The 12,825-nt window shown below is 59.5% G+C and carries 12 protein-coding genes and 1 riboswitch; of the genes, 5 read left to right on the plus strand and 7 right to left on the minus strand.

Annotated features, from left to right (window positions below; translation table 11 throughout):
* Both AD669_RS25310 and AD669_RS25315 read right to left on the minus strand, forming a co-directional pair.
* On the minus strand, window positions 1-1,299 hold the full coding sequence (locus tag AD669_RS25310) for an amidase (protein WP_053124645.1): 1,299 nt from the start codon (window positions 1,297-1,299) through the stop codon (window positions 1-3).
* The gene (locus AD669_RS25315; protein ID WP_053124647.1) at window positions 1,286-1,702 is read right to left on the minus strand and encodes a VOC family protein; all 417 of its coding nucleotides are present in this window, start codon (window positions 1,700-1,702) and stop codon (window positions 1,286-1,288) included. The genes AD669_RS25310 and AD669_RS25315 overlap by 14 nt, the downstream gene beginning before the upstream one ends.
* Before the next feature lie 112 nt (window positions 1,703-1,814).
* On the opposite strand from AD669_RS25315, the gene AD669_RS25320 reads away from it, so the two are divergent.
* Window positions 1,815-2,711 (plus strand): LysR substrate-binding domain-containing protein, encoded by an 897-nt coding sequence (locus AD669_RS25320; protein ID WP_053124649.1) that lies wholly within the window; start codon window positions 1,815-1,817, stop codon window positions 2,709-2,711.
* Here the strand turns inward: AD669_RS25320 and AD669_RS25325 are convergent.
* Both AD669_RS25325 and AD669_RS25330 read right to left on the minus strand, forming a co-directional pair.
* A complete protein-coding gene (locus AD669_RS25325) occupies window positions 2,678-3,568 on the minus strand; it encodes a formate/nitrite transporter family protein (RefSeq protein WP_053124651.1) in 891 nt (296 codons plus the stop codon). The two genes, AD669_RS25320 and AD669_RS25325, sit on opposite strands and share 34 nt — an antisense overlap.
* A gap of 175 nt (window positions 3,569-3,743) precedes the next feature.
* Window positions 3,744-4,151: an acyl-CoA thioesterase gene (locus AD669_RS25330; RefSeq protein ID WP_016984776.1), complete on the minus strand. Its 408-nt coding sequence runs from the start codon at window positions 4,149-4,151 to the stop codon at window positions 3,744-3,746.
* A 198-nt stretch (window positions 4,152-4,349) separates the two neighbouring features.
* Window positions 4,350-4,449: riboswitch (S-adenosyl-L-homocysteine riboswitch) on the plus strand.
* Between the two features lie 23 nt (window positions 4,450-4,472).
* On the opposite strand from AD669_RS25330, the gene ahcY reads away from it, so the two are divergent.
* The 4 genes from ahcY to AD669_RS25350 all read left to right on the plus strand — a co-directional run bounded on the left by ahcY (window position 4,473) and on the right by AD669_RS25350 (window position 9,972).
* A complete protein-coding gene (ahcY, locus tag AD669_RS25335; protein ID WP_053124653.1) occupies window positions 4,473-5,882 on the plus strand; it encodes an adenosylhomocysteinase in 1,410 nt (469 codons plus the stop codon).
* A gap of 159 nt (window positions 5,883-6,041) precedes the next feature.
* Window positions 6,042-6,887, plus strand: a complete 846-nt coding sequence (metF, locus tag AD669_RS25340; RefSeq protein WP_053124662.1) for a methylenetetrahydrofolate reductase [NAD(P)H] — start codon at window positions 6,042-6,044, stop codon at window positions 6,885-6,887.
* A gap of 169 nt (window positions 6,888-7,056) precedes the next feature.
* The gene (locus AD669_RS25345) at window positions 7,057-7,869 is read left to right on the plus strand and encodes an ABC transporter substrate-binding protein (protein WP_053124655.1); all 813 of its coding nucleotides are present in this window, start codon (window positions 7,057-7,059) and stop codon (window positions 7,867-7,869) included.
* A 222-nt stretch (window positions 7,870-8,091) separates the two neighbouring features.
* Complete coding sequence (locus tag AD669_RS25350; RefSeq protein WP_053124657.1) at window positions 8,092-9,972, plus strand: DEAD/DEAH box helicase; 1,881 nt, start codon at window positions 8,092-8,094, stop codon at window positions 9,970-9,972.
* A gap of 333 nt (window positions 9,973-10,305) precedes the next feature.
* Here the strand turns inward: AD669_RS25350 and AD669_RS25355 are convergent, their stop codons facing one another.
* The 3 genes from AD669_RS25355 to AD669_RS25365 all read right to left on the minus strand — a co-directional run.
* Window positions 10,306-10,881 (minus strand): YceI family protein, encoded by a 576-nt coding sequence (locus AD669_RS25355; protein ID WP_053124658.1) that lies wholly within the window; start codon window positions 10,879-10,881, stop codon window positions 10,306-10,308.
* A 31-nt stretch (window positions 10,882-10,912) separates the two neighbouring features.
* Window positions 10,913-11,464: a cytochrome b gene (locus tag AD669_RS25360; RefSeq protein ID WP_053124660.1), complete on the minus strand. Its 552-nt coding sequence runs from the start codon at window positions 11,462-11,464 to the stop codon at window positions 10,913-10,915.
* A gap of 338 nt (window positions 11,465-11,802) precedes the next feature.
* On the minus strand, window positions 11,803-12,825 hold a 1,023-nt coding region (locus AD669_RS25365; RefSeq protein WP_172680167.1), incomplete at its 5' end, for an FAD-dependent oxidoreductase.

Genomic DNA, 12,825 nt, shown 5'->3' on the forward strand with positions numbered 1-12,825 from the left:
TCACTGTGGCGCCGCCTCGCGGGCAGTGCTCAGCACTGCCTCAACCTGCCCGGCAGCGTGTAACAGATGACTGTCAGCTCTGAACGCGCCAATCATTTGCAGGCCAATGGGCAACGCCCCGGTCTTGCGGACGAGAGGAAGGTTGATTTGCGGCAAGCCAAACGCCATCCAGAACTTGCTGAAATCGGATGGCCCCGTCGCGCCAAGCCCCAACGGCGCGACGATACCGCAGCTCGCACCCAGCACCGCGTCAAACGGTTGGAATATCGGCTCCAACACCGCGGCTAACGTTGCCAGGCGCTTCTTCGCCGCTGACTCTTGCGCCCACGTCGTCAGACGGGCGCGCTCGATCATCGCCAGTAATTCCTCACTGAGTTGGTCAGGGTGCGCTTGCAGCTCTTTGGCCAGTGATCGGGCGCCCTCGCAATCGTTGATCAACAGATGATCATCGAATACCGACGCAAACTCTTCAGGCAGCACCACCTCAATGACTTGATGGCCCGCCATTCGCAAATCCTCAACAGCGCCTTCCAATGCTGTGGCTACCTCTTCATCAACCTGATCCCAACGCGCCGTACGACAGAAGCCGAACGTGCAAACGCTCTGTTGATGAGCAAGCGTCGGGAGACCGGGGATCAAGACTTGCGCCATCAGCTCGAGATCGCGCACCGAGCGGCCATACCAACCCACCGTGTCGAAACTCGGCGCCAATGGCTTTACCCCTTCCAGCGAAACCAGCCCGTACGAAGGTTTGAACGCATACAGACCGCAGTAGGATGCTGGCTTGATCAATGACCCGGCGGTCTGCGTGCCCAATGCGAGCGGAAAAAAACCGGCCGCCATCCCCGCTGCCGAGCCGGCACTGGAGCTTCCGGGCGTTCTGTCGAGATCATGCGGATTGCGAGTTGGCCCGGTGTGCATGTAAGCGAATTCGGTGGTGTGGGTCTTGCCCATGATCACCGCCCCGGCCTGGCGCAGCAGTGCGACGACATGGGCATCACGCGAAGGACGATTGTGCTCGTAGATCGGCGAGTAGAAACGGGTCGGATGATCCACGGTGTCATAGATGTCCTTGACCCCCACGGGCACACCCGCCAGCAGGCCTTTCGCGTGACCGTTCTGCAGTTGGCGAGCCTGGCGGCGTACCTCTTCCGGGTCGAACGAAACAAACGCTTTTATGACGGGCTCGCGCGTATCGACGCATTCAAGAAAATGCTCGGCAACGGTCTCCGCATTCACAACAGCGGAGCGCACGCTTTCGGCAATGGCGGTGGCATCAGCCTGATCAAAATTGCGCATAAACACCCTGCAAGTCAGTGAAGCCCTTTATCTCAATCGGATTGCCGGCAGGATCCAGAAAAAACATCGTGGCTTGCTCACCGGGCTCTCCGGGAAAACGAATGTGCGGATGAAGCACAAATTGCACCTGGCCTTCGATCAAGCGCTCCTTCAACGCAACCCAGTCCGACATCTCGAGGATCACGCCGAGATGGGGCATCGGCACGTCATGCTCGCCGACTTTCCCGGTGTTGCTGACCGCAAAGGGTTCGCCCAAGTGCAACGACAATTGATGGCCGAAAAAATCGAAATCGACCCAGGTCTCGGTACTGCGACCTTCTTTACACCCCAGCACGCCTCCATAAAAATCGCGGGAAACCTGCAAATCGCGGACGTGCATAGCGAGATGAAAAATCGACTGCATAAAGAACTCCTGACGATCACCGGACGATGGAAACAGCGGAATGCTTGAAGACTGTGCGGTTTCGATCAAAAGAGATAGCCTGTAATTCTTACTGCTATCGAAAGCATTTCTTATGGATACGCGATATTTAAAGAGCCTGATCACCGTCGTCGAATGCGGCTCGATCGCCCATGCTGCGCGGATTGAAGGACTGACGGCCGCCGCAATCAGTCAGCGCATTCTCGCGCTCGAACGGCAGCTCGGTTTTGAGCTGTTATCCCGCGTCGGGCATGCCGCCAAGCCGAGTCAGGCCTGTCTCGGTTTGTTGCCCAGAGCCAGACGTATCGTTCGTGAAGTGGCCTTATTGGCGGGAGACGCTGACGGCGCGGGGCTGACCGGACAGTTGCGAATCGGCGCGATTTCCACGGTTCTGACCGGGCTGATGCCGGAAGCATTGCGCGCGCTGACCGTGTCGGCGCCGGGTTTGACGCCGGTGATCGTGCCGGGAACATCGCGATCGCTGTATCAGGCACTTCTCTCAGGCGAGGTGGACGCGGCGATCCTCGTCGCTCCGTCGTTCGAATTGCCCAAAGCCCTGCAAGCGGTGTCCCTGCGCAAGGAACCGCTGGTGTTTCTGTCGAAAGAAAAGTCCTCGATCAGCATTCCTGCGCAACTCATGAGCCAGCCTTACATCCGCTACGACCCGGACGCTTGGGGCGGACGCTACGCCGAGCAATATCTGGCGGATCAAGGATTGAAGCCGACACCGATGGTCGATCTGGATGCGCTGGAGACCATTGCCATGCTCGTCACGGGCGGCATGGGTGTGAGCCTCGTGCCCTATTGGTCCGGTTTTGAGCAATGGGGCCATCAATGCGCAGTGAGCCAGATTGGCAATGATCGCTATGACCGCGAGATCGCGCTGATCAGCCCGGCCCAAACCGATCGGCCAAACATGATCAGCGCTTTGTGCGCGGCACTTTCAACGACCACGCCTCATCGCTCGGAATCCTTCTTCGACTCGCCTTGATCCTCATCAGGGCCGCTGGATTTCGGCGTCCCGCTCTCACTGCGAATCTGCGCGTGGCTGATCAACGCGAAGATGAAACTGCCACCGATGATATTCCCCGCCAGCGTCGGCCCGGCGAAGACCATCCAGAAATCACTCCACGGCAACTCGCCGGCAAACACCAGGTACGAAACCTCCGCCGAACCGACGACGATGTGGGTGAAGTCGCCGAGCGCCATCAGGTAGGTGATGAGGATGATGATCCACATCTTCGCGCTCTCCATGGACGGGATCATCCAGACCATGGTGGCGATCATCCAGCCGGAGACGATGCCTTTGGCGAACATCTGGCTGGCGTGGTTTTCCATTACCTTGCGGCCGATTTCGAGGAAAGCGTGATCGGTCTTGGTGTCGAAGATCGGCAGCTCAAGCATCACGTACGCCACCAGAATCGTGCCGCAGAGGTTACCGACCAGCACCACCGTCCACAGGCGGATCAGCCGGCCGAAGTTTTGAAGGGTCGGCTTGGTCATGACCGGCAGCACGGCGGTCAGGGTGTTTTCGGTGAACAGTTGCTGGCGGGCGAGGATCACCGCGAGGAAACCGGCGCAGTAACCGAAACTGGCGATCACTTTGAATTCGTCACCGTCGGGCAGGCGCGAGTTGAGCAGGCCCATGCCCATCAGCGACAGGCCCATGGTCAACCCGGCCGCCAGCGCCGACCACCAGAGTGCGGCGATGCTGCGCTCCAGTTCCTGATCGCCTTGCGAGCGGATGATTTCATGCAGAACGGCCGCGCGGGGCGGCTGGTTTTTCTCGACTTCGTGCTGTTCTTTGGCCGAGAGGTCGGGGGTTTTGCCGTCGGTAGGGGTGGTCATGGCGTGGGAACCGTGGGGGTGGTGTTTAGCTACGACTCCCGCGGCTCACGACTGTTCAGTGGCCAGATGAAGATTCGGTGGCTGCACGACCGCATTCGCGAGCAAGCCCGCTCCCACAGGGGAACGCGTTCCAAATGTGGGAGCGGGCTTGCTCGCGAAGGGCGCGCCGCCGATGTCACTTGGTAACGAGTTCATCTTCCTGAAACTGGTCTTTCACATATTTGATTTCAGTCCGGCCATGCGGTGCCGGCAAGCCGTCTTCACCGAGGTTCACAAACACCATCTTCTCAACCGTCAGAATGCTCTTGCGGGTGATCTTGTTGCGCACTTCGCAGGTCAGGGTGATCGAGGTGCGGCCGAACTCGGTGGCGGTGATGCCCAGTTCGATGATGTCGCCCTGGCGCGAGGCGCTGACAAAGTTGATTTCGGAAATGTACTTGGTCACCACGCGCTGATTGCCCAACTGGACGATGGCGTAAATCGCCGCTTCTTCGTCGATCCAGCGCAACAGGCTGCCACCGAACAGGGTGCCGTTGGGGTTGAGGTCTTCGGGTTTTACCCATTTGCGGGTGTGGAAATTCATCTTCACTCCTGAGTGTCTTGCCGAATGATGGACGGTATCTTGGCAGACTGAGCGGTCATGCTCCATGCGGCTTCGACTATGGTCGCCATTAGCGATCTTCATTTGGCCGACAGAAACCCTTTGGAAGATCAGTCTAGACGGCTATAATCGCCACCGTTTCAAAACGGTCATCTTCAATTGATACCGTTTTCCCGCCACCTGTCCGAGGGGCGCTGCAGCAGGTTCAACCTGTCAGGCTCGGATGGGGCGTTGACCGGCCTGAGGCTGGACACTAAACGCACAACGGCGCCCATTCGCATACATTACGAATGGAGGCTCTTCATGAGCGCTGTTATCACGCCTGCAGATTTTAACGATTACAAAGTTGCCGACATGTCCCTGGCTGCCTGGGGCCGTCGCGAAACCATCATCGCCGAATCGGAAATGCCGGCTCTGATGGGTCTGCGTCGCAAGTACTCCGGCGAACAGCCGTTGAAAGGCGCCAAGATCCTCGGCTGCATCCACATGACCATTCAGACTGCCGTGCTGATCGAAACCCTGGTTGCCCTGGGTGCCGAAGTACGCTGGTCGTCGTGCAACATTTTCTCGACTCAGGATCAGGCTGCTGCCGCTATCGCTGCTGCCGGCATCCCGGTTTTCGCCTGGAAAGGCGAAACTGAAGAAGAGTACGAGTGGTGCCTGGAACAAACCATCCTCAAGGATGGCGCGCCATGGGACGCCAACATGATCCTCGACGACGGCGGCGACCTGACTCAGCTGCTGCACGACAAGTACCCACAAGTACTGGATCGCGTACACGGCGTGACCGAAGAAACCACCACCGGCGTACACCGTCTGCTGGACATGCTGGCCAAGGGCGAACTGCGCATCCCGGCCATCAACGTCAACGACTCGGTAACCAAGTCCAAGAACGACAACAAGTACGGCTGCCGTCACAGCCTGAACGACGCGATCAAGCGTGGTACTGACCACCTGCTGTCCGGCAAGCAAGCGCTGGTCATCGGTTACGGTGACGTGGGCAAGGGCTCCGCGCAGTCCCTGCGTCAGGAAGGCATGATCGTCAAGGTTTCCGAAGTTGACCCGATCTGCGCCATGCAAGCGTGCATGGACGGTTTCGAACTGGTTTCGCCGTTCATCGACGGTATCAACAACGGCACCGAAGCAAGCATCGACAAAGCGCTGCTGGGCAAGATCGACCTGATCGTGACCACCACCGGTAACGTCAATGTTTGCGATGCGAACATGCTCAAAGCTCTGAAGAAGCGCGCTGTTGTCTGCAACATCGGTCACTTCGACAACGAAATCGACACCGCTTTCATGCGCAAGAACTGGGCATGGGAAGAAGTGAAGCCACAGGTACACAAGATCCACCGTACCGGCCCGGGCGCCTTCGACGCGCAGAACGACGACTACCTGATCCTGCTGGCCGAAGGCCGTCTGGTGAACCTGGGTAACGCCACTGGCCACCCAAGCCGCATCATGGACGGTTCGTTCGCCAACCAGGTTCTGGCGCAGATCTTCCTGTTCGACCAGAAGTACGCCGACCTGTCGCCAGCCCAGAAAGCCGAGCGTCTGACCGTTGAAGTACTGCCGAAGAAACTCGACGAAGAAGTGGCCCTGGAAATGGTTCGCGGCTTCGGCGGCGTGGTCACCCAACTGACCAAGCAACAGGCTGACTACATCGGCGTGACCGTCGAAGGCCCGTTCAAGCCGCACGCTTACCGCTACTGATTGGTTCCGCTGTCTGCTGTCCTGTAGGAGCAAAGCTTGCTCGCGAAAGCTTCACCACGGTTTCAGTCCTGAATTCCGCGGTGCCTGCTTCGCGAGCAAGCTCGGCTCCTACAGGATGCGCGGCGCCTGCAAGGCTTTCGTGTTTCCAAGGGTATGACCATGTCCCAAGACCGTCGCTACAGCTTCGAGTTCTTCCCGACCAAGACCGATGCTGGGCATGAAAAACTGCTCGCCACTGCTCGTCAGTTGGCCACTTACAACCCTGATTTCTTTTCCTGCACCTATGGCGCTGGTGGTTCGACCCGTGATCGCACCCTCAACACCGTTCTGCAACTGGAAAGCGAAGTCAAAGTACCGGCCGCACCGCACCTGTCGTGCGTCGGCGACAGCAAGGACGACCTGCGCGGCCTGCTGAACGAGTACAAGGCTGCCGGCATCAAGCGCATCGTCGCCCTGCGCGGTGACCTGCCGTCCGGCATGGGCATGACCAGCGGTGAGCTGCGTCACGCCAATGAACTGGTTGAATTCATTCGTGAAGAAACCGGCGATCATTTCCACATCGAAGTCGCCGCTTACCCGGAGATGCATCCGCAAGCGCGCAACTACGAAGACGATCTGGCCAACTTCGTGCGCAAAGCCAAGGCTGGCGCCGACAGCGCGATCACTCAGTACTTCTTCAACGCCGACAGCTACTTCTACTTTGTCGACCGTTTGCAGGCGCAGGGTGTCGATCTGCCGATCGTGCCGGGGATCATGCCGATCACCAATTACAGCAAACTCGCACGCTTCTCCGATGCCTGCGGTGCGGAAATTCCGCGCTGGATCCGCAAGCAACTGGAAGCCTACGGCGATGACACGCAAAGCATTCAGCGCTTTGGTGAGCAAGTCGTCAGCGAGATGTGCGAGCGCCTGTTGCAGGGCGGCGCACCGGGGCTGCACTTCTATTCCATGAACCAGGCTGAACCGAGTCTGGCGATCTGGAATAATTTGAAGTTGCCGCGCTAAGCGCTAGAAGAAAGATCAAAGATCGCAGCCTTCGGCAGCTCCTACACAGGGTGATTAATACCAATGTAGGAGCTGCCGCAGGCTGCGATCTTTTGCTTTTAAACGCCCGAAACAGAGCATCTGCTGCCACCTTCTGGCTCTTTCGCGTTTCTCGTCGTAATCTCAAGCCATGCCCTTGATCACACAGTTATTCGCCGTGCTGGTTTTTGCTTGCCTGAGCTTCGCTGCTCGAGGCGAGAAGTTGCGTATTGTCACCGAGCCGTGGGCGCCTTACGTCTACGAAGAGAACGGCAAAAACCTCGGGCTCGACTACGAAACTACCGCCATTGTCTTCAAACGACTGGGCATCGAAGTCGAATGGCAGTTCCTGCCATGGAAGCGTTGCCTGTCGATGCTCGAAACCGGTCAGGCCGACGGTGCGCTGGATATCTTTCACAGCGATGAGCGCGACGCCACCCTGCTCTACCCGAGCGAACCGTTGTCGGACGTCGAGTTCGTGATGTTCTACGCCAACGATCGACCGCACCCGTTCAGCACACTCAAAGAACTCAAAGGCCTGACCATCGGCACCTCGCCGGGCTATCTATATAGCCCCGACTTCAGCAGTTCGACTCTGTTTACCCGCGAACCGGCGCCGACCCACGAAGCCAACTTCGGCAAACTGGTGCGTGGTCGTATCGACTTGCTGATCACCGATCGCCGCGTCGGTCAGCACTTGCTCGATGAACTGGATATCCGCAATCAGATCACTGAAAACCCGACCGTGATTAGCCGCCAGAGCCAGTTTTTGGCGGTTCGGCGCAATGCCGGCATGGATTTACTGGTGCAGCGTTTCGGTGCCGAGCTCAAGCGTTTCAAGCGCGAACCGGCCTACGCCGAGCTAAGCGCGCGCTACGGCGCGGCCCCGTCCGATGTCGCGCCGCTGGGCAATGCCTCGGCCAGCCGCAAAACCGTTGAGCAGCAGGAAAGCAGCGCGCAGTGATTGCTCTGTTATACTCCGGCGTTCCCGCCAGGCTCACGCCCGGACGCCCGGAACCGTAAAAGGCCTCTCGACCCGCTACAGCGCAGCTTCCCAGCCCGCGCGAGCACTCCAGACGTGCCTTCGGAACCGCAGCAGGACCGGACGGGATTGCGTCCTCTTAAACGTGATTCGCGCCAGGCAAGACTCCCATTGGGCCAAGCCCTAACTAAAACAGGATTACTCATGTCCTTTGCTTCCCTCGGTCTCTCCGAGGCTTTAGTCCGCGCCATCGAAGATGCGGGCTATACCGAGCCTACTCCGGTGCAACAGCGGGCCATTCCCGCCGTGTTGCAAGGTCGCGACCTGATGGTGGCGGCTCAGACAGGTACCGGTAAAACCGGCGGTTTCGCCCTTCCGATCCTGGAGCGGTTGTTCCCCAACGGTCACCCGGACAAATCCCAGCGTCATGGCCCGCGCCAACCGCGCGTACTGGTCCTGACCCCGACCCGCGAACTCGCGGCCCAGGTACACGAGAGCTTCAAGATCTACGCCCGTGACCTGAAATTCGTCAGCGCCTGCATCTTCGGCGGCGTCGGCATGAACCCACAGGTTCAGGCCATGTCCCGTGGCGTTGACGTGCTCGTTGCCTGCCCGGGTCGTTTGCTCGATCTGTGTGGCCAGGGCAGCGTTGACCTGTCCCACGTGGAAATCCTCGTCCTCGACGAAGCCGACCGCATGCTCGACATGGGCTTCGTCCACGACGTGAAGAAAGTCCTCGCGCGTCTGCCGTCCAAGCGTCAGAACCTGCTGTTCTCGGCGACGTTCTCCAAGGACATCACCGACCTCGCCGGCAAGCTGCTGCACAACCCGGAACGCATCGAAGTGACGCCGCCGAACACCACGGTCGAGCGCATCGAACAACGCGTCTTCCGTCTGCCGGCCAGCCACAAGCGTGCGCTGCTGGCGCACCTGATCACCGCCGGCGCGTGGGAACAGGTGCTGGTGTTCACTCGCACCAAGCACGGCGCCAACCGTCTGGCCGAGTACCTGGACAAACACGGCCTGCCGGCTGTGGCGATCCACGGTAACAAGAGCCAGAACGCGCGCACCAAAGCGCTGGCCGACTTCAAGGCCAACCAGGTACGCATTCTGGTAGCCACCGACATCGCCGCACGCGGTCTGGACATCGATCAGTTGCCACACGTGGTCAACTTCGAACTGCCGAACGTCGATGAAGATTACGTTCACCGTATCGGCCGTACTGGCCGTGCCGGTCGTTCGGGCGAGGCGATTTCGCTGGTCGCGCCGGACGAAGAAAAACTGCTGAAAAGCATCGAACGCATGACCAAGCAGAAAATCGCCGACGGCGACCTGATGGGCTTCGATTCGAGCACCATTGAAGCCGAGAAGCCGGAAGTGCGTGAGCGTCCGGACGTGCGTAACCCGCGCAATCCACGTGGCCCACGCGGCGACGGGCCGAATGGCGGCGGCGGTGGCGGCGGTCGTAAAGACAAAGGCAAAGACAAGGGCAAAGAGAAGCCGGCCGGTGAACGTGGCGAGCGCCCTGCCCGTCAGCAGAAACCGCGCGAAGGCACCCCGGCCCGCGAACAGCGTCCAAGCCAGCCGCCGCGTGCGGCAGCTGATCGTGCACCGGACGAGTTCCTCGATGACGATGTGGATAACTTCGGTAACCGCGTTGACTACGTGCCAAAGCCTGCTCCGGCTGGCGGTCGCGGCCGTCGTCCAGGCGCACCGGCTCAAGGTGCAGGCGCAGGTTCGGGCGCACCTCGTGGCGGTCAGCCACAAGGTCGCCAGAACGGCCCGCGCAACAGCAACGGTTCGAGCACCGGCACCCCGCCAGCCAAACGCAGCGGCCCGCGTAACGGCGCACCGCGTGATGGTCAGCCGGCGCGTCGCGATGACGCTTCGTCCTCGCGCAACCGCCGTCCGGCCCGTGACGATCAGCCACGCAGCGAGCCAGCCGTGCAAAACCCGCGCAGCACTGGCCCGAAGATCATGCACAAGGAGTCGAAAGCCGACCGCTTCCCGACGCCTGAGCAGCTCGATCAACTGCCAAGCCGCCCGCGTGGCGAAAAACCAGCCTTGCTGACCCGCAATCGCTGAGTTAACGCAGCAATGAAAAATGCCCCGCCTCGAAAGAGCCGGGGCATTTTTTATCCCTCCGCCACTATTCCTGATTCACCACAATCCCCCCCGTGCACACCACCCCTGTGGCGAGGGGATTTATCCCCGATCGGCTGCGAAGCAGTCGCAGATCAAGCGAACGCGGTCCGTCAGATGCACCGCGTTGTTAGATTTTGGGGCCGCTGCGCGACCCATCGGGGATAAATCCCCTCACCACAAAAAGCCCGACCCCACAGGGAATTGTGTTGTGACGGGCAATAAAAAACGCCCCCGGCCTTTCAACCGGGGGCGTTTTTGTGTGGCGGGGGAAAGTTACTTAACTTTCACGCCTTCCAGCGAGATGTCCAGATCTGCAGTTTGCGAGGTAGGACCTGGGCCCTTGATCCCGAAATCGTTCAGGTTCAGGGTGGTGGTGGCGTTGAAGCCAGCACGCTCGCCGCCCCATGGATCCTTGCCTTCGCCGTTGAACGTGGCCTTGAAGGTCACAGGCTTGGTTACGCCGTGCAGAGTCAGGTCGCCAGTCACGTCAGCAGTCTTTTCACCGGTCGATTTAACGGCGGTGGAGACGAACTTGGCGTCAGCAAACTTGCCAACATCCAGGAAGTCTTTGCTGGCGATGTGCTTGTCACGCTCAGCGTGGTTCGACCACAGACTGGCGGTTTTCACGTCTACAGCGATCTTGCTGGCTTCAGGCTTGGCCGAATCCCACGAGAAGGTACCGTCGAAATCTTTGAAAGTACCGTGGATGAAGCTGTAACCCAGGTGGCTGATTTTCCAGTCAACGAAGGCGTGCTGGCCTTCCTTGTCGATTTTGTAGTCCGCTGCCATGGCCTGAGCCGAGAGCAGTGCAGAACCGATTGCCAGAGCGGCCAGAGTCTTTTTCAACATGCTTTCTTTTCCTTTGAGTCGAGGTTGAATTTCAGGCTTTGCGACCGAGCATTCGCGTCAGGGTCACATCACGATCGATAAAGTGGTGCTTCAAAGCTGCCAACGCATGGAGACCGGAAAAAATTACCAGTATCCACGCCAGCCAGAGATGAATCACCCCAGCGGTATCTGCCTGATCCGGTAGCCCGGAAAGCAGTGCAGGAACTTCAAACAGGCCAAACACCGGAATCCCGACACCGTCTGCGGTGGAAATCAGGTAACCGGCAATCATCACAGCGAACAGCGCGAGATACAGAAACCCGTGGCCGAATTTGGCGCCGAGACGGGTCATGCGGCTGTAGCTTTGCAGCGTCGGCGGCGGTGGGCTGATAAAGCGCCACAGCACCCGTAACACCATCACGGCCAGCAATACCAGGCCGATGCTCTTGTGCAGATCCGGCGCCTCTTTGCGCCAGCTGCTGTAGTAATCCAGCCCGACCATCCACAGACCCAGCGCAAACAATCCGAAGACCACCAGCGCCACGCCCCAGTGCATGAAGATGCTGACCCAACCGTAGCGCGAAGAAGAGTTACGTAGCTGCATTGCCCAAATCCTGTGAGAACTGCGAACCAAGACTAGCGAGTTATCTATCGAATTAAAGCGGAAAATTTCGCTTTGAAATATCGAGAAATACGATCAAGAGTCTGTAAGTGGCGTGTTAAGGAAAGATTAACGGGGAAAGTGTGGCGGGATGTTGTTTCTAAGCAATGGAATCGGGTTGCCTGCGCCGGCCCCTTCGCGAGCAAGCCCGCTCCCACAGGTGATCGCATTCTTACCGGAAGTACTCGGTCAAAATGTGGGAGCGAGCTTGCTCGCGAAAGCGGTCTTTCAGGCAAAAAAAAGCGCGGCATAAACGCCGCGCTTTTCATTCACCGCAAGGCTTACTGCGCCTTGGTCTCGGTCGTTGCAGCAGGCTTGGCCGCTGGCTTCTTCGCCGGCTCAGCCTTCTTCGCTGCCGGTTTCGCCGCAGGCTTTTTCGCTTCGGTTTTAGCCGCTGGTTTCTTCGCCGCAGGCTTGGCCGCCGCTTTCTTCGCTGGCTCAGCCTTCACCGGTGCCGCAGGCTTCGGTGCTTCCACCGGAGCTGGCGCAACTGCCGGAGTCGGCGCAGGTGCTGGTGCTACCGGAGCAGGAGCCGGCTCTGGCGCCTTCACTGGCTCAGGCTTCTTCTCGTCATCCGAACCACCAAACAGGTTGCTGAAGAAGTTACCCTTCTTCGCCGCCACGGCACCCGCCGCCGCTGCTGCAGCCGGCACCACTTTCACTGGCTCAAAGGATTTGCCCGCCGCCAGATCTTCAACCTGACTGGCCGCACGCTGACCGGTGCGCAGTGCGCCTTCCAGCGTGCCCGGGTACAAGGTGTCGGTGTGTTCGCCAGCGAACGCTACGCGTTGCAGCGGACGTTCCCACAGGCGCCAGAACTTGCTGATCTGGCCCGGGCCGTAAGCCAGGTACGCGCCGCCCATCGACGGGTCGGTGCTGTAGCGACGGATTTCATAACCGGTGAACGAGCCACGGGCCTGTGGATAAAACGCGTGCAAACGGATCAGCACTTGATCGACCATCTGCTTGTCGCCGAACGCCTGCATCACGCGGGCATTGTCGCCGGACAGGTTGATCACCACGTTGGCGCCGCCCTTCAGCGCAGGCTCGATCCAGAGCATGCCGAGACCGGTGTTGCTGTAGATCTCGCCGGACATGCGCGCCTTCGGTTCCCACACTGGCGTCTTGAACTTCAGCATGATCTGGTCGCGCCAGCCGTAGTTGGTGCCTTTGATCGCGGCCATGTGCTGGGCGTCCAGCGCCGGCGTCAGGGCAATCTTGTTCAGCGCACGCAGCGGCACGGCCAACACGACGTAGTCAGCCTGATAACCAACGCTGCCGACTTTGACGGTCACGCCGTCCTT

This window comes from Pseudomonas sp. P1.31, from assembly GCF_001269815.1.
GTDB classification, from domain to species: domain Bacteria; phylum Pseudomonadota; class Gammaproteobacteria; order Pseudomonadales; family Pseudomonadaceae; genus Aquipseudomonas; species Aquipseudomonas rustica.